Genomic DNA, 20,275 nt, shown 5'->3' with positions numbered 1-20,275 from the left:
AACTAAGACTTGTTTAATAATCCTATGAAATAAGTTTAAAGCATATACCAGTAATGAAAACAGCAAAAGACATACTCAAGACACTCAGACAGCAACAAATAAAACTTGTTCTAAACGGAGACGATATAGAAGTTATATCTTATGATAATAAACTTTCTAAGGATCAAATACTTCTTATTAAATCAAATAAAGAAGGAATTATTGAATACTTAAAAACTATTAATAACAAAATAGTTGTATCCGAGATTCCAAACGTTCCCTTAGCTAAGAATTATCCATTATCTAATTCTCAAAGAAGACTATGGGTTGTAAGTCAGATGGAAGAGTCTTCTATTGCTTATAACCTACCAGTATCAATTGTATTAGACGGAAACTATGATATCCCTTGTTTTATTCGTTCTATAGAAGCTACTATTGATCGCCATGAGATACTAAGAACTGTATTTAAAGAAGATACAAATGGAGAGGTATCTCAATGGGTTTTAGATAGAGAATCGTTAGGATTTTCTATAGATTACAAAGATTTTAGCACAATTTCGAATCCTACTGAAACTTCTAAGAAATATGTTGTAGAAGATTCTTACAAGATTTTTGATTTAGCTGATGGCCCATTGATACGTGCTAGTATTCATAAGTTGTCAGATGAGCAATATGTATTCTATTATAACATGCATCATATTATCAGTGATGGATGGTCAATGAATGTATTAGCTAAAGATGTTATGGCTTACTATGATGCATATATTTCAGAAACAGAACCTAATGTATCGGATTTAAGAATACAATATAAAGATTATGCGGCGTGGGAACTTGATCAGCTTGAAGGAGAGCTGTTTGATACCCATAAATCATATTGGTTAGATAAACTTTCAGGAGAGTTACCTGTAATAGATCTACCAGGACAAAAGTCACGACCTAAATTTAAGGGTAATAGAGGAGAGACAATCCAGACTTTTGTGTCTCCAAAGTTAACAAATGGGTTAAATGCTTTTGTAAAAGGTCAAGGAGGGAGTCTTTTTACAGGGATCTTGACGATTCTTAATACACTTTTTTATCGATATACATCAAAAGGAGATATCATTATTGGATCACCTATGGTAGGAAGAGATCACTTGGACTTACAAGATCAAATAGGTTTTTATGTTAATAGTTTAGCATTTAGGAATGAGGTGAATCTAGAAGATAGTTTTGTTTCGTTATATAAAAATGTGAATGCAACAGTGATTAAAGGATTTGATCATAAACTATATCCTTTTGATCGTCTTGTAGAAGATTTAGGAGTGCCGTATGACATGAGTAGAACTCCTATTTTTGACATATCACTCACTCTTCATGACCCTATTGATGGGGAAGGAGTACAATTACCATCTCTGGAAGATATGGATAATGTATCGCCAGTAACGGCAGGAGTAAGTAAAAATGATGTTGAATTTCATTTTCGTCAAATAGGAGAGGTACTCTCTTTTGGGATCAATTATAATAGTGATGTATATGATGCAGAAACACTTGCTAACGTGATGAGTCACTTTAAGCAATTGCTGTCAAGTATGTTAATGAATCCTGAAAAGGCGATAAGTACGATAGATTATTTACGTACAGAAGAGAAACAAGAACTTCTTAATGATTTTAATGCAAATACGCTTGAGTATTCTGAAAACACAACCCTATTATCCCTTTTTAAAGAGCAAGTAAACAATACACCAGATACAATAGCTCTTGTGTATGAGAATAAAGAATTGACATATAGTGAGCTAGATACCATGTCTAGTCAATTAGCGAACTGTTTAATTACAGAATATAATGTTCAAGAAGGAGATCTTGTAGGAATTCATTTAGATAGAAGCGAGCTATTTATACTTTCTATATTAGGTATTCTTAAATCAGGAGGTGCTTATGTGCCTATTGATCCTGAATATCCTGAGAGTAGAAAAGAGTACATTATAAATGATTCAGATATAAAACTCCTTCTTACAAGTACAAACTACATGTTTGATATGGATTACTATGAAGAGACATTATTTGCAATAGATGTAGAGTTTGACGCTTCAGAATATAATCCTAATCTAGAAAATAATGTAGCTCCGTCAACTTTAGCGTATGTGATTTACACATCGGGTTCAACAGGAAATCCAAAAGGAGTATTAATACCACAAAAATCTATTACAAATACTATTCTGGCTCAGATAGAAGCGTTTCATATGAGAGAGTGTAAGAGAAGTTTACAATTTGCTTCATTCTCTTTTGATGCCTCTGTTTCAGAAATATTTATTACGCTTTTATCAGGTACAACACTCTATGTGGTAAGTGATGATAAGAAGAGCGATCCTAAACAATTAGAAAGCTATATTGTAGATAATAAGATTGATGTAGCAACATTACCACCATCATACCTTAAGCTCATCAATATAGAAAGCCTTAAGGACATGAAGGTTTTAGTAACTGCTGGTGAGGCGGCAGTATATGATAAAGTAATGTCTTTTATAGATCAGGGAGGTATTTTTATCAATGCGTATGGACCTACAGAAGTAAGTATCTGTGGCACTACGTATGAAATGACTAAAGAAACACAATTGACATCTACTACGATTCCAATAGGAGGTCCCATTGCTAATGCTCAGTTATACGTTTTAGATCCGTGTAATAACCTCCAACCTAAAGGTGTTGTAGGAGAAATATGTATTGGTGGAAAAGGGCTTGCTATTGGATATTTAAATAGAGAAGAATTAACGGCAGAAAAATTTATTCCAAATCCGTTTGTAGAAGGAGAACGCTTATATAAAACTGGAGATTTTGGAAAATGGTTGCCTGAAGGAACTATTGAATTTGTAGGAAGAGAAGATGATCAAGTAAAGATTAGAGGTCATAGAATAGAGTTAGGAGAAATAGAATATCAATTAGAATCTAAAGAAGATATTAGAGAAGCTGTTGTATTAGCAAAAGAATCTCCTTCTGGAGATAAAGAATTGATTGCTTATGTAGTTTCCGAAAAAGAGCAAAAAGTTTCAGAATTACGAGCCTTTTTATTAAGAACGCTCCCTGAGTATATGCTACCAAGTCTCTATGTAGAAATAGATGAAATTCCGTTGACAGTTAATGGAAAAATAAATAAAAAACAATTATTTGCTTTATCTGGAGGTATGGTTTCAGATCAAAATACATTTGAAGCACCTACAAACGAAACAGAGGAAGGAATCGTAGCAATATGGAAAAAAATACTCAATCTTGATACCATCAGTATTCATGATGAATTTTTCCTACTTGGAGGTCAAAGTCTTAAAGCAATATCGCTTATAAACGAATATCAAAAAGTATTTAATGTCGACATTAAATTAAAAGATATTTTTGAAAACCCAACAGTAGCAAATCAAGCTTCATATATACAAACAGCAGCAAAAACACAATTTATCCAAATTCAAAAAATAGATGAGCAAGACAGTTATCCTATTTCTAATGCTCAAAAGCGTTTGTGGATTTTAAGTCAAGTTGAAAAAGGATCTATTGCTTATAATATTCCGTTTTCTACCGTATTACAAGGAGCGTATAATATAACTCGATTTGCAAAAGCAATAGATACGGTTATAGAACGTCATGAAATTTTAAGAACTGTATTTAGAGAAGAAGATTCAGGAGAAGTCAGACAGCGTGTTTTATCAAAAGAGACACTAGGGTTTGCGATCGATTATCAAGATTTTAAATCAGAAGAAAATCCTGAAGCTATGGCAAAAGCATACATAGCGTCTGATGCAAATACAGCATTTGATTTAGCAAACGGACCATTATTAAGAGCTAGTTTATTACAACTATCAGATGATCAATATGTTTTTTATTATAACACCCATCATATTATAAGTGATGGATGGTCAATGAATGTATTGTCAAGAGATGTTCTTACGTGTTATAAAGCCTATATGGAAGGACTAGCGCCAGAATTACCAGAACTAAGAATCCAATATAAAGACTATGCTACCTGGCAATTATCTCAAATAGAGACAAAAGAATATCAAGATCATAAAACGTTTTGGACAGAAAGCTTAAAAGGAGACTTACCAATTTTAGAATTGCCTAAAAAAGGAGCAAGACCCTCTGTAAATTCCTATGAAGGAAAAGGCTTGAGAACATATCTCTCTCAAGAAACTACTTCAGGATTAAAGAACTTGAGTCAAGATCAAGGTGGGAGTCTTTTTATGGGCTTACTGGCAACTTGGAATGTATTATTTAATAAATATACAACAAGTAAAGATATTATTATTGGAAGCCCTGTCGCTGGAAGAGATCACGCAGATTTAGAAAACCAAATAGGATTTTATGTAAATACAGTCGCATTAAGAAATCAGATCAACACAGAAGAGAGTTTTACAACATTTTATAATGAAGTAAAACAAAATACGATGACAGCATTCTCGCATCAATCATATCCTTTTGATTGTGTAGTAGAAGATTTAGATATAAAAAGAGAAAAAGGAGCCAATGCTATTTTTGACGTGATGCTTGCATTACAAAATGTAGGAGACAAAATCACAAGTATTGTAGTTACAGAAGAAGATGAGAATACAATCCTAGATCTAGGAAATACAGTCAGTAAGTTTGATATTACATTAAACTTTCAAGAAATAGGTAATCACCTACTTTTTGATGTTATATATAATACAAGCTTGTATGAAGAAGAAATGATTGAAAATTTAATAAATCATTATAAACAATTGACTAGTAATTTAGTGCAATCACCTAATGAGAAAATAGGAGATATAGATTGTCTTTTACCTTCTGAAAAACAAAAACTTCTTTATGATTTTAATGCAACAGAAGTAGCATATCCTAGAGACGAAACACTAGTTACCTTATTTAAGGAACAAGTATCAAAAACACCAGATAAAATTGCTGTTGTTTTTGAAGATAAAAAACTAAATTATAGTGAGTTAGATAGTATTTCAGATACATTTGCAAACTTTCTAATACTAGATCATAATGTGAAAAATGAAGATTTTGTTGGTGTTAAATTAGAACGAAGTGACTGGATTCTTGTTTCGATACTTGGGATCTTAAAATCAGGAGGTATTTATGTGCCTATTGACCCTAATTATCCACAAATTCGTATTGATGATATAGAAGCAGACTGTAATTGTAAGTTAACAATAGATGAGTTATTTATTAATTCATTTGAAGATAAGAAACAACCTCAAATTCCATTTGAGTTACCCGTTTTAAGTACTCAGGCAAATAGTCTAGCGTATGTGATGTATACTTCTGGATCTACCGGTAAGCCAAAGGGAGTAATGGTAGAACACAGAAATGTGATACGTTTGGTAAAATCGAGTTCATACTTTCATTTTACTGAGTCAAATACATTATTAAGTACCGGAGCAGTTTCTTTTGATGCTACTACATTTGAATATTGGGGTACATTATTAAATGGATCTCAAATAGTAATGTGTTCTAAAAGCATATTACTAGATGTAGAGCTATTATCTAATGAGATTAAAAATAGGAATATTGATGTGATGTGGTTTACTACAGGGTGGCTAAATCAATTAATAGATACTAATATTTCAGTATTTAATGGGTTGTCAACTATATTATTTGGAGGAGATAGATCTTCTCTACTTCATATTAAAAAGTTACGCGAGCATTATCCAGAATTAAAGATTATCCATTGCTATGGCCCTACAGAAAACACAACCTTTTCATTAACGTATGAGGTAGGTGAAGTTTCTGGAGAATTACCTATTGGATACCCTATCAGTAACAGTACAGTACATATACTAGATCCTAATGGAAAACTAACTCCAATGGGAGTGGTAGGAGAGATTTGCTTAGGGGGAGATGGAGTTTCAAGAGGCTATTTAAATCGTCAGGAGTTGACACAAGAAAAGTTTGTTAGAGACCGCTTTCGCGAAAGCGGAAACCTATATAAAACAGGAGATTTAGGTAAGTGGAGAGCAGATGGATCTTTAGATTTTATGGGTAGAGTAGACGATCAAGTAAAGATACGTGGCTTTAGGATAGAATTAGGTGAAATAGAACAAGCTATTATAGCAAACTCAGATGTAGAATCTGTTGTTGTGACAACGGTACAGCAATCACAAGAAAAATCAATAGTCGCCTATATTATACCTTCATCTACACTAGATAAAAAAGGACTACAAGAAGCTTTGAAAGTGCAATTGCCAGCCTATATGGTGCCTAGTTATTATGTTGTTATGGATGCTTTTCCATTAAATGCCAACGGAAAAGTAGATAAAAATAAATTGCCTAATGTTGGGGAAGATGATATCTTGAGAGAAGAATATATCGCTCCAAAAACTAATGAAGAAAAAGTGCTGGTCGCTGTACTAGAAAAAGTATTAAAAGGGCAAAATGTTAGTATTAGAGATAATTTTTATAGTTTAGGAGGAGACTCTATAAATTCTATACAAGTCGTTTCACGCCTTAAACAAGAAGGATACCGATTACGCGTAGAACATATTTTGCAAACTCCTGTACTAGAGGAGCTAGCAAAGTATATGGAAGAAAACGTAGTTCAAAAAGATCAATCTATAGTTTCAGGAGACGTTGGATTAACTCCAATACAACATTACTTCTTTAAAGATTCAGAAGTCGCTAATACAAATCATTTTAATCAAGGAGTGGCACTTAAAAGTGTAATGCCAATAGATGAAGAAAAACTAGCGGATAGTATTCAAGCACTTGTAGTTCATCATGATGCTTTAAGGATGAGGTATAAAAAATCTTCAGACGGATGGGTACAGACTAATGAAGGAATTTCAGGAACACACTTTGAAATATCATTTTATGACCTTACATCAGAAGAAGATGAACTAAAAGTAATGGCAGAAATAAGTGATGTATTACAATCTAGTATTGATATATCACAAGGACCATTATTTAAAGTAGGACATTTTCGCTTATCAGATGGAGATCGATTAGCATTAATAATACATCACTTAGTGATAGACGGCGTTTCTTGGCGTATTCTTTTAGAAGATTTAATGACACTTTATAAAGGTGCTATTTCAAATCAAAAAGTACAGTTGCCATTAAAAACAGATTCCTTCCAGAATTGGTCATCAACTCAATATCAATATGCAAATGAAGCAACACAATTAGAAGAGTTAGCTTACTGGAAAAATATTGGTTTAGAAACATTACCTAGCTTTCCAGTAGATAAAGAGTCAGATACAAAACATCTAAAATTAGATAAAGATGTTGTGTTTGCATTAGATCAAGAAACTACAGCACAATTAAGAACTGTTGCTCATAAAGCATACAATACAGAAATGAATGATGTTTTGTTAACTGGTTTAGGTTTAGCAATACAAGAAACATTTGGAATAGAAAAAAGTATGCTTTGTCTAGAAGGGCATGGAAGAGAAGAGTTAAATGAGAATGTAGATCTAAGCCGAACGGTTGGCTGGTTTACGACCATGTATCCATTTCTTTTAGAAGTGTCTAAGGATCAAAATAAAGAAGAGAATTTAGTCAAAGTAAAAGAGTCTTTACGTAAAGTGCCAAATAAAGGAATAGGATATGGAATTTTTAAATATCTGTCTTCAGAAGAGTTATCAAAAATAACAACAACTATATTATTTAACTACTTAGGAATTTTTGGAGAAGAGCTAGATACAGAAGAAGGAGAAGAAGAGATTTTCGAATATAGTGGTGAGTACATTGGAGAGGAGATGGATGCTAATGAACCGTCAACAACACCTATTCAAGTATCAGGAATTATAGTGTCGGGAGTACTTAGAATAGCTGTTAAATATGCTAGTTCTCAATATCAAGAAGATACCATAAACAAGCTATTACAATCGTATGAAAATAACTTAAAGGAACTAGTTAAGAACTTAAAAGCGGCAAAAGAGAATACACTAACACCGTCTGATCTTACGTATAAAGGATTGGCTATAGATCAATTGAGAGAGATTAGTACAGTAGCACCTATAGAAGATGTGTATAAACTATCACCATTACAGCAAGGTATTTATTACCATTGGGTGTCTAGTAAAGCGTCTACACTGTATTTTGAGCAACTTTCATATAAGCTAGGAGGACAGCGTTTAACTATAGCGCATGTAAAATCTGCATTCAGAAAATTAGTTCAAAGATATCCAGTACTACGCACAAGATTTACAAGTGATTATGGTATAGAGCCATTACAAATCGTATACAAAGATGTAAAAGAAGATTTTACATACCACGCTATAACACAAGAAACAGGATCAAAAGAAGTTCAAGCTATCAAAGATCAAGATAGAATACAAGGATTTGACCCTAATGGACAATCACAAGTACGACTTATCATATTAGATTTAGGAAATGACAGTTATGAGTTTGTATGGAGCTTTCATCATATATTGATGGATGGATGGTGTATCAGTATTTTACTTAATGATTTTGATCAAATTTTACGATCATTACACAATAATGAAACACTTACACTTCCTAAACCTTTATTATATTCTAATTATATTAAATGGTTAGATAAAGTAGATATCAAAACATCTTTATCATACTGGAAAGAATATTTGTCGTCATATAACAAAGCGGTTGATATTCCTTTTCTAAATACATCACAAGGTAATATTATTACAACAAACCATGTAGATAAGATCTTGACTATAGGAGGAGAAGCACATAAAGACTTTATGGATTTATGTAACAAACAATCCATCACTCAAAATACATTTATTCAAGGAGTTTGGGGATGCTTACTCGGACAGTATAATAATACTAACGATGTCATGTTTGGTAGTGTTGTCTCTGGAAGACCTGGAGAATTATCAGGTGTAGAATTAATGGTAGGATTATTTATAAATACAATTCCAGTTAGAGTACAATACCAACAAACAGATACACCTCTAGAGGTATTAAAAAATCTGCATACAACCTCGATCACTAGCAAACCACATCATTATCTTAATCTATCAGATGTGCAAGCTCAAAGTTCATTAGGTATGGATTTAATGAATCATATTGTTGTGTTTGAAAACTATCCGATACAAGAAGCGATAGAGTCAGATTTACAATCCAACGCAAGTTCAGATTGGAACCTGTCTTTAGAAGGACAAGAAGTCTTTGAACAAACAAATTATGATTTTAATTTACTTATCGTACCTGGCGCAACGAGTATCAATATTGTATTTAGATATGACGAATGTAAATTAGAGACCACCTTTATGAATGCCCTTTTGGAACATTTTAAAGCAATGTTTAATCAATTTATTTATAACACAAATAAACCATTAAACGCTTGTGCTACTGTAGGATATCAAGAGAGTATAGACAGTAATAACAATAAAGTCTTTAAAGAAGTTTTAGTACAAGAAGTACTCGGGTATCATAATACACATATACAGAGTAAAACAAATGTGTCACCTTTAAAAGTAGCATATAGAGATCGATTACCAAAAGCGGATAAACAAATACAATTTTGGGAAAACATTTTCAAAAACGAAGTGCTTCCTGTACAATTTCCTTTCCAGAAAAAGAGAACAAGTAGCCATACTTATGTGGCAAATGCGATACAAGTTAAGCTAGGAGAAAAACTCAAAAATGGATTTGAAAAAATATCAGCATATCAAAAAGGAAGTATGGAAACTACTTGCTTATTTCTTGTCAACATGATGATTCATAAATATCTTAATACTAATAACATTATGGTTGGGTCATCCTTTGCAGTGGAGGATACAACACAAGAAAAGCAATACGTACATCAGTTGCCTGTAGTAACAAATATCAATGAAGAATCTACATTAGATGATCTGTATGAAGCTTTAAGAAATCATTATAATGATGTAAAAGATAATGCAACATATCCATTATCAGTATTGATGAATCAATTAGGGCTTAATACAACGGCAAACTATTCAGGGCTCTTTAATATTCTAGTAGACTATTATAAGGAAGATGGTATGTTATCAAAAACATCAAGTACTATAAACCCTTATGATATGTCCTTAGAGTTTGTAGATGATGGATCAACTATAGATTGTATAGTCACATACAATACCTCATTATTTGATGAGATACAGATGGCACTTTTTCTAAACAGATTAGAAGTAATATCTGAGCAACTTGTTGATTATTCTGACAACTTTGAGTTAAAATCCTTAAAAAACTTAAGTCTTGATGCTAATGAAGAAGTACAACAAACACTTCAAGACAAACTAGCATTCTCGTTAGAAGAAAATTTCTAAAAGCAATTATTTTTTTTTGGCGTTCGGGCGGGCTATCCGTTATATCTTTTTTATGTTATCGTGAGTATTCACTCAAGGCGATAACATAAAAAAGGATACCACTTCTATCCCTAACGCAAAGGAAACATCAATTCTGTTTTTGACAAAAAAGCTACACAAAATTCAGGAGTAATTACAGTATTAATACATTTTATAACTAAAAAAAGTTCACCATGATCAAACCACTAATACACTCAATGGCAGTTTGCCCAGATATGAATAAGCAATACGCTAAAATTCAATATGGAAAAGGAGTCTACCTCTATGATGAACAAGGAAGAAGATACTTAGATGGATCTTCTGGTTCCTCAGCTGTGTCTAATTTGGGACATGGGAGACAAGAAATTGCAGATGTAATATGTCAGCAGGTTTCAAAAATAGCAGTATTACCAACACATGCTTTTAACTCAGATATCGTAGAGAATTACTTACAAAGATTAGTAGACTTTGCTCCTAAAGGATTTGTAAAATCTTGGACAGTGATGAGTGGGACAGAAGCTGTAGAAAATGCAGTAAAACTAGCACTACAATATCATCAAGTACGAGGAGAGAATAGCAGATATAAAATCATATCTCGTTGGAATACTTACCATGGAAATTCTGTTTTTATGTTAGATATCGGAGGGATGAAAGCTAGAAGGCAATTATACACCAAGTGGCTAAACAACTTCCCACACATATCTCCCGCATATAATTATAGAAGACCGTCACAATTCTCAGAGCAAGAATATGTTCAAAGTTTACTTCAAGAATTTGAAGCAACAATTCTAGAAACGGGTCCAGAAACAGTAGCTGCTTTTATTGCAGAACCTGTAATTGCAGCAGCAATGGGAGCCGTGCCACCTCCTAAAAATTATTTTAGAGGGATGTACGAAATCTGTCAGAAATATGGAATTTTATTTATCTCAGACGAAATTCTTTCTGGCTTCGGAAGAACAGGAGAAAACTTTGGGATTAACAATTACGGGGTAACCCCAGATATTATAGCCGCAGGAAAAGGAATTAGTGGAGGATACTATCCATTATCTGCTGTTATTGCTTCAGAAAAAGTAATACAGCCACTAGAAGATTCAAAAACAGCATTCCTTGGAGGACATACATTCTCCTGTAACCCAGTAGGAGCAGCTGTAGGAACAGTAGTGTTAGACATTATTGAGAAAGAGCAACTTGTAAGAAGATCAAAAGATATGGGCGCATTATTTCTTAAAAAATTAGAAGTACTACGTCAGTATGATATGGTTGGAGACATTAGAGGAGTAGGATTACAATGCGGTATAGAACTCGTTCAAGACAAAGTAACCAAGTCTCCATTCCCACCAGAATTAGGGATTTCTAAAAAAATTGGAGAAAAATCAATTCAAAAAGGAGTTGTACTATATCCTGGCAAAGGCTCTGTAGATGGAGTAGCAGGAGACCATATCCTAATTACCCCTCCATTAACTATTAATGAAGAACAATTAGATGAGATCGTACATGCAATAAAAGAATGTATTGAAGAAGTAACTATAGAATTAAAAAAAGAGACTGTACTACGATGAATAAAAATATAATAATACAAAAAGCAAAAACAGAAGAGTTTTGGAATAAGCATCTTCAAGAGATTGTAGATGCTGACGAAGCTTCATTTTTTGGAGGAACAAATCAAAAAAATGCAAACACCAATACTATTGAAATAACATATTTAAACCCAGAAATAGTACAGAAAATTAATAATCTATGTAATGGATCTGATGTGTTAATTTATAATTTTTATGTAAGCACATTAAGTATTCTATTATCTCATTATGAAGAGAACTTTTTATTCTTATCGCCAGTTAACCAGTTCAGTCATACTAGAGAGATAGAAGAAGCATTTTTTGTTAAACCAGAAATAAAGCTAGAAAATAACTTTAAAGAGTTGTTTTCTTTATTAAAAGAATCACTTTTAGAAGCCATCCAATACACAATAACATTTGACGAAGCGAGACTTAATCTTATAGAAAAAGGAATTCTAGATAAAGCAACACAGTTTGGGATTGTTATAGGACAAACAGAAAATGAAGAATTTGGAGATTTAATAAAAACAATGTTCAGGTTTGAATTGAAAGAAGCAAAACCTTATTTAGAAATAAATTTTAAAGGAGAATTATATGATACAAAACTTTTAAAATTATTTAGTGAAAACTTCAAGATAGTAATAGATGAGGTTCTAGAAAAAACGTATGCACCTATCTTAGAACTAGAATATCGTTCTGAAGAAGAAAAAAGCATTATAGAAGAAATTAATAAACCAGCATCATACTTCTCTTTAGATAAGAATATTGTTGATTTAATTGATGCTCAATGTAAGAATAATAAGAAAGCGATAGCCGTTCAAAGTCAAGGTCAACAAATTACGTATGAAAACTTATATAAACAATCCAACCAGTTCTCTAGATATATCGTAAAAAACTATCAAGCTCAAAAAGATAATCTTTTTGGAGTGATGTTATCACGATCTATCAATATGGTAAAATCAATTTTAGGGACTTGGAAAGCAGGAAGTGCGTATGTGCCAATTGGAACAAGTTTGCCAGATGATAATGTACTACAGATCATTGAAAATGCAAACTTAAAAGCAATTATAACGGATGATGCTTCAGTACTAGAACAACTTTCTAGATTAGATGTAAATGTGCCAATTATTGATCTTACTAAAATTCAGAATGATGTAGAAAAACAACTAGATACTCCTCTTGAAAAAACAATTGATGACAATGATCTTGCTTATGTAATTTACACAAGTGGATCTACAGGAAAACCAAAAGGAGTAATGATAGAGCATTTAGGGATGATCAATCATATTGGGGCAAAAATAAAAGAGCTATCTATAGATAGTGATAGTATTGTTGCTCAAAATGCCCCGCATACGTTTGATATTTCTGTTTGGCAATTATTTTCTTCATTAGTAACAGGTGGTAAATGTATTATTTATGATACAGAAACTATTGCAGATGTAAAAAGCTTTTTTACTAGTATTGCCACAGATCAAATAACTGTATTAGAGTTAGTACCTTCATATTTACTTGAGCTATTATTACATATAGAAGACAAAAAGGAAATAGATAGCTTAAACTTAGAGTCGATTATTTTAAATGCAGAAACGCTTACAAAGTCCATGGTAAATAGATGGCTGTCATTATATCCAAGTATTCCTATTGTTAATACCTATGGAGCCACAGAAGCCTCTGATGACATATCTCATTTTATTATGACAGAAGTTCCTGAAAATTATTCTGTTCCAGTCATGAGGTACCCTATTCAAAACTTTGAAGTTCATATAGTAAATGAAAATATGAGAAAAGTTCCTGTAGGAGTTCAAGGAGAAATATTACTAGCTAGTCCTTGCGTTGGGAGAGGATATCTAAATGACAAAGAAAAAACAGAAAAATCCTTTCTTAAAGGACCTACAAAAGGAATTACTTCAAAAAAGAGAATTTATAAAACTGGTGATTTAGGAAAGTTCTTGCCTAATGGTACTCTAGAGTTTATAGGTAGAAATGATAATCAAGTCAAAATTCTCGGACATAGGATAGAGTTAGACGCTATAGAAAATGTCATATCTGCACTGCCAGAAGTGAAAAATACAAAAGCAATAGCCGATACTGATAAACAAAGAATAACACTTTACTATATCGCAGATCAAGAAATTGAAAAGTCAGTATTAGAAAGTACAATACTAAATAAACTGCCAAAATATATGTTACCATCGGTCTTTGTACAAATGGATATATTTCCGCTAACAAAGAATGGAAAAATAGATAAAAAGTCACTTCCAGATCCTGACCAATATAGAACACAAGACAAACAGTATGTAGCTCCAGAAAATGAAATAGAAGAAAAAATAGTTGCTATTTGGAAAACAATCCTACAAGTTGATGAGGTAAGTGCTCTTGATAATTTCTTTGATTTAGGAGGGCACAGTTTAAAACTCATGCGTTTGAAAAATGAATATCATACAATGTTCAACGTGAAGATTGAGTTTCAAGATTTCTTCAGAAATACTACTTTGAGATCACACGCAATTTTAATTGAAACTTCTGAAGTAAATATTTTTACAGAAATCCAAAAAATAGAAGAAGCAGAAAGTTACCCTGTATCTCATGGCCAAAAGCGCTTATGGATTATTAGTCAATTAGAAGGAGCTTCTAGTGCATATAATATGCCTTCTCAAATAGAACTTAATGGAAACCAAGATCTAGAAGTCCTCAAAAAAGCAATTCTAGCGACCGTTGAAAGGCATGAGATTCTTAGAACTGTTTTCAAGTTAGACAACAAAGGTAATTTAAGACAGTGGGTACTTTCTAAGGATGAGTTTGATTTCACGTTTGATTATCAAGACTATAGTAACGAGGAGAATCAAAACCAGAAGGTGCAAGAGTATGTAGATCGTGATATGCAGATAGCATTTGATTTAGAAAAAGGACCTCTATTACGTATAGCCCTTCTCAACCTATCTGATGATAAGCAAGTACTGTATTACAATATACATCATATTATAGGAGACGGATGGTCTACAGAAGTATTAATAAAAGATGTTTTAACGTATTATGAGGCATTCCAAAATAACACATTGCCAAAACTTCCTGAATTAAAAATTCAATATAAGGATTATGCGTATTGGGAGAATGAGCAAACAACCAAACAGGAATATCAAGAGCATAAAGAATATTGGTTAAATACATTCTCAGGCGTACTACCTTTATTAAGTATACCAGGTCAAAAGGAACGATCTAGTACTAAGAACTATAACGGATATACATTAGGAACTTATGTATCCCTAAAAGACACTCAAAAACTGAAATCTTTCTGTAATGAACATGGAGGAAGCTTATTTATGGGAGTGCTTACTATATGGAACATTTTATTCTATAAATATACAAGGCAAAAGGATTTTGTTATAGGAACTCCCATCGCTGGAAGAGGTCACTCAGATTTAAAAAATCAAATAGGCTTCTATATGAATACGTTGGCGTTGAGAAATCAGATAGATCCTGAGGATACTTTCGTGAAAACGTTTAGAGCAATTAAAGACACAACACTCCAAAGCTACAATCACCAAACGTATCCTTTTGATAAGCTTGTAGAAGATGTAAACGCTAATAGACATCTGGGAAGAAACCCTATTTATGATGTGATGTTATCATTTCATAATATCATAAATAATGTTTCAGAGACAGAAGTAAAGGAGGTAGATGAAATACTTGATATGGGTGAGATGAAATCAAAACTAGATTTACTTGTTAATTTTATGGAAAGAGGCAAGAATATCTATTTTGATATCAATTATGATAGCGATTTATATGACCGATCTATCATCGAAAAGTTAATGCGTGATTTTAAACACCTTCTTGAAAAGCTTTTAATACATCAAGAAGCAAAAATAAAGGATGTGAACTATCAAGTGGAGAAAATTCAAAATTTCAAGAAGAAAAATCTTCATAAGCTAAAAACTATTAAAACAAACATGGTATGAAAAATAGATTAAGCCTTCTTAAGACAATGACAACTAAGAAGATAACAGACGATGAAGGGATCAAAGTTTCCTTTTTTGAAAACCCTATTAAATTACCCATGGTTATGAAGCCTGTTCATGCTGGTTTTGACATAAATAGCTGGGTAATTGACAATAGAATTCAATTTGAAGATAATTTAAGAAAGTATGGAGGGATATTATGTAGAGGTTTCGGAATTGATACAGTAGATAAGTTTGAAACTTTAATGAATAAGTTTCCAAATGACCTACTAGATTATTCCTTTAGATCATCTCCACGTTTTGAATTGTCAAACAATGTATATGTCTCTACAACTTATCCTGAAGATCAAATAATCAATATGCATAGTGAGAGTTCTTATGCACCTAATCATCCTTCAAGAATTGTTTTTTGTTGTATAATACCGGCAACTTTAAGAGGAGAAACACCAATAGCAGATAATAGACTGATCTTACAAAACCTAAGTGAAACCCTAAGAAATAAATTCTTGAATAAAGGAATACAGTACCGAAGAAACCTAAGTGGAGTTCTAGGACTCAATTGGCAAGAAGTATTTCAGACATCTGATAAGAAAATGGTAGAAGAAGAATGTCTCCAAAATGGAATGAACTTTAATTGGGTTAGTGATGATCAGTTGGTTCTAACTTGGACTAAAAAAGCAATATGGGAGCATCCAATTACTAAAGAGTTAGCATGGTTTAATCACGGATTATTTTTTAATAAGTATATGCTTAATAATGATATTTTAGATTCTGTAACATCCGATGAAGAACTTCCAAATAATACTTTTTTTGGAGATGGAACAGAAATTTCTAAAGAAGAAATTGAAGAACTAAAAAACGCATATAAAAAAGCGACCATAATGTTTCCTTGGGAAAAAGGAGATGTGCTATTTTTAGATAATATGCTAGCATCTCACGGTAGAAACTCCTATCAAGGAGAACGTAAAATTATAGTTTCTATATCTTAGAAAATAGAATGAGTTTACTTACAATTTTGATATTGTGAAATAAGAAAAGCAACAAGTTATATAAGGTGCTTCCTTGACTTTGTATTACAAAATTACACACTCAACTAGATTATCTACAATGATAATCCCATCTTCCGCAGGATAAGGATCTTTCCCAAAGGAAAGTATAACTGGATGCGATTATTATGTTTTACAAGATGATATCTTGACAAAACTAATGACATGAATCAACGTATTGATGCTATTAGTAAGTAGTCTGTCAGATTTTTATACAGATCTTAATGAGTTCTGTTTCAAACTCAAGGAAATAGCACCTCTTACATATAAGTAAATATGTAGGTCTCTCCCTTTACATTTTATATAATTTTCTAATACAAGGTATTAGAAAAGGAACCAATTAAATAACATAGTATTATGAATTCAAATACTTCCAAAAATATTGATGGATATGAACTTTCCGAAAATCAGAAAAACCTATGGAAAGTAAGTGGGAATAATCCCAACGTTTTTTATAGTCAAGTAACGCTGACATTTAATACACAAATCCCGTGTGATCAACTACAAAGTGCCTTGCTGTCAATAGTTCAAAAACATGAAGTATTGAGATTTAAAACTCATACTCCTAAAAACTATATTTTTCCTGTACAATTCGCTTCTGAAAAAGAAGTAATAGATTATACGGAGATTGATAATACGAGTTCAGATTTTCAAAGTTCTTTATCAAAACAATTAGAGAGATCTTATAATCCTTCTGAAGATGTACCCGTTAGATTCTGTGTTATAAAGCAGAACACTTACGTGAAAGAGGTGTATGTAAGGTTATATGCTCTTTGGTCAGATGTTTTTAGTATTTCTTTATTCTGTCAAGAATTATCAAAAGCTATTCATACAAATTTAGAAGTAGCTGGAGTTACATCAGAAGAAGATGAAAGTATAGCGTATGTTAATTACGCAGCTTGGCAAAATGAGTTAATAGAAAACCCAGAAGCAGAAGCGGTTGTTTTTTGGGAAGCATATAAACCACAAATTGGTCAGAAAATAGACCCTTTTGTAAATGAAACTCTGAGTCAAAAATTTACTCCAGAAAGGAGGCAAATTGGTTTCTTAAAAGGGGATGAGTATGTAAGCTTTAAAAATAGCTGTAAAAATAATAATGTCAAATTAGAGGATACATTACTATATAAATATGCTTCTTTTTTATCTGTATTTACAGAAGATCAAATAACCATAGGATATGCACAACCCAAAAGAGCTTATGAGGAGCTTAATGCTACACTAGGGTTAATTACTAAAACATTACCTATTAAGCTTGCTGTACCACAAGATTTGGATATCATATCTGGAATTAAAGAAGTAAGAAAGCAGATAAAACAAGTAGAAAATTGGGCAGACTATTTTTCTTTGGACAGGAAGAGTTCAGAATCAAATAATAAGAAAACACTTAATTATAATTTTGAGTATGTAGATATTAAAAATTATACAAAACAAAGCCAAAACTATTCTGGTTTTATCGCCAGTGATTTTCACACTATTGGAGATGTTTTTTTTCTAAAAGTAAGTTGTGTTGATTATGGTGATAGTATTGTTGTAGATATGTACTACGACTCAGGAAGATATACTGAAAAAGAGATTGATGTATTAGAGAGTCAGCTTAAAAAATATGTAACAAATTTTAATTTAGATACAGCTACAAAAGCACAATTAAGCGAGGTAGAGAATACGATTATTACATCTGCAAACGCCACAAAAAAAGTATACTCAAATAAGGAATCCATACTTGAATTATTTGAAAATCAAGTTGTCAGTAATCCTGAGAATACAGCTCTTATATACGATGGAAAAGAAATCACTTATGGAGAGTTAAACAGACTTTCAGATCAATTTGCTACGTATTTATCTGAAAAGTATACTGTTGAGAAAGGAGATCCAGTATGTATTCTATTACAACGTTCGGATTGGTATGTAATCAGTATGTTAGGGATCTTAAAAACTGGCGCCTATTACATCCCAATAGATCAAACGTATCCAGAGGATAGGGTCAAATTTATTTTACAAGATTGTAAGAGCAAACTATTAATCAGTGATGTAGAAGGGATAGCGTCTGAAAGCACAAACTCTTTAAGAGTTATTAACCCTTCAGATAAAACTATATATGATAATGAATGCAAGACCTACATATCAGATGTGACTTCACAAGAAGTTGCCTATTGTATATACACATCAGGTTCTACAGGAAATCCAAAAGGATGTCTAGTGACACACGGTAACTTAGTTCATTATATTCAATGTGCAAATGACTATTATTTTAATGATAGTGAAAGTGGTAATTGGGCATTGCTTACATCCATTTCTTTTGATCTTACAGTAACTTCTTTATATACAAGTTTAACAAGGGGAAAAGTCTTAAATATTAAAAATGAAGAGAAAGATATTAGTGAATTATTGGAAGAAAGTTTTAATGACCCTTCTATTGATACATTAAAGTTAACACCAGCACATTTGTCCTTACTCAAGGATTTAGATATTAAATCTACCCATGTAAATACTATTATTTGTGGAGGTGAACAGCTTCTTAAAAACCAAGTTGATATTGTTCGAAACATTAACCCTAATGTTAGAATATTTAATGAATACGGTCCTACAGAAACAACAGTAGGGTGTATTGTAAAAGAAGTCTTTAATGAAGAGAAAATCGTGATTGGAAAACCAATCGCCAATACAATGATCTTTATTAAAAATGCGAAAGATAATTTATGTCAAATAGGTGAAGTAGGAGAGATTGTCATTGGAGGATCAGGAGTGTCCTTAGGCTATTTTAATAGAGATGAATTAACAAGAGAAAAATTTATAGAAGATTTCCCTGAATGTAACTGTAGAGTCTATAAGACAGGAGACTTAGCTAGATGGCTTCCTGATGGAAATATCGAATACATAGGCAGAAAAGATGATCAAGTAAAAATACGAGGCTATAGAATAGAATTAGGGGCTATTGAACAACACCTAAGAGAAAAAGAAGGTGTAACTGATGTTGTCGTAATTGCGACATCCGAAGAAAATAAAACCAAAGAGCTCATAGCCTATGTTGTCTCTGAAGTACCCCAAAGTGCTACCTCATTACAAGAGCATCTATTAAAAACGCTACCAGTGTATATGTTGCCAAGTTATTATGTGCAATTAAAAAGTATTCCATTAACGGTAAATGGTAAGGTAGATAAGAAAACATTACTAGAAACAGGTGTCAACCTTTCTAGTGGAGTAGAATATCTAGCACCTGAAAATGAGGTAGAAGAAAAGTTAGTAGAAATTTGGGAAGATATCATAAATGTAGACACTATTGGAACACTAGATAACTTCTTTGTGATAGGTGGTAATAGTTTAAAAGCTGTAACAGTAATAAATCATATTTATAAAATATTTGACGTAAAGCTCCAGCTCAGAGATTTTTTTAAATCAGCCACAATAAAAGATATAGCCCAAGAGATCAACAGGGTCGTTGATGTTAGAGACCTTAAAAAAGTAGGTTCAAATCAAGAATTTGATAGTGAAATAGTAATTTAATT

General features: G+C 32.3%; 5 protein-coding genes. All 5 read left to right on the top strand.

The genetic code is table 11. The features are described 5' to 3' along the window. Positions 1–53: 53 nt before the first annotated feature. The 5 genes from Q0505_RS06830 to Q0505_RS06810 all read left to right on the top strand — a co-directional run bounded on the left by Q0505_RS06830 (position 54) and on the right by Q0505_RS06810 (position 20,273). Positions 54–10,193: a non-ribosomal peptide synthetase gene (locus Q0505_RS06830; RefSeq protein WP_299210501.1), complete on the top strand. Its 10,140-nt coding sequence runs from the start codon at positions 54–56 to the stop codon at positions 10,191–10,193. Positions 10,194–10,405: 212 nt separating this feature from the next. After that, positions 10,406–11,770: an aminotransferase class III-fold pyridoxal phosphate-dependent enzyme gene (locus tag Q0505_RS06825; RefSeq protein ID WP_299210499.1), complete on the top strand. Its 1,365-nt coding sequence runs from the start codon at positions 10,406–10,408 to the stop codon at positions 11,768–11,770. Continuing rightward, positions 11,767–15,726 carry an amino acid adenylation domain-containing protein gene (locus Q0505_RS06820; RefSeq protein ID WP_299210497.1) on the top strand — a complete coding sequence of 1,320 codons (3,960 nt, stop codon included), beginning with the start codon at positions 11,767–11,769 and terminating at the stop codon, positions 15,724–15,726. Before Q0505_RS06825 ends, Q0505_RS06820 begins: the two co-directional genes overlap by 4 nt. Further along, entirely contained in the window at positions 15,723–16,715 is a 993-nt protein-coding gene (locus Q0505_RS06815) for a TauD/TfdA family dioxygenase (protein ID WP_299210495.1), read from the top strand. Before Q0505_RS06820 ends, Q0505_RS06815 begins: the two co-directional genes overlap by 4 nt. A gap of 414 nt (positions 16,716–17,129) precedes the next feature. Next, on the top strand, positions 17,130–20,273 hold the full coding sequence (locus Q0505_RS06810; protein WP_299210493.1) for a non-ribosomal peptide synthetase: 3,144 nt from the start codon (positions 17,130–17,132) through the stop codon (positions 20,271–20,273). The last annotated feature ends 2 nt before the right edge of the window (positions 20,274–20,275 follow it).

Source organism: uncultured Dokdonia sp. (assembly GCF_937910895.1).
Taxonomy (GTDB): Bacteria; Bacteroidota; Bacteroidia; order Flavobacteriales; family Flavobacteriaceae; genus Dokdonia.
The sequence above is the reverse complement of the archived record's forward strand: the minus strand, read 5'-3'. Positions and strand labels throughout refer to the sequence as shown.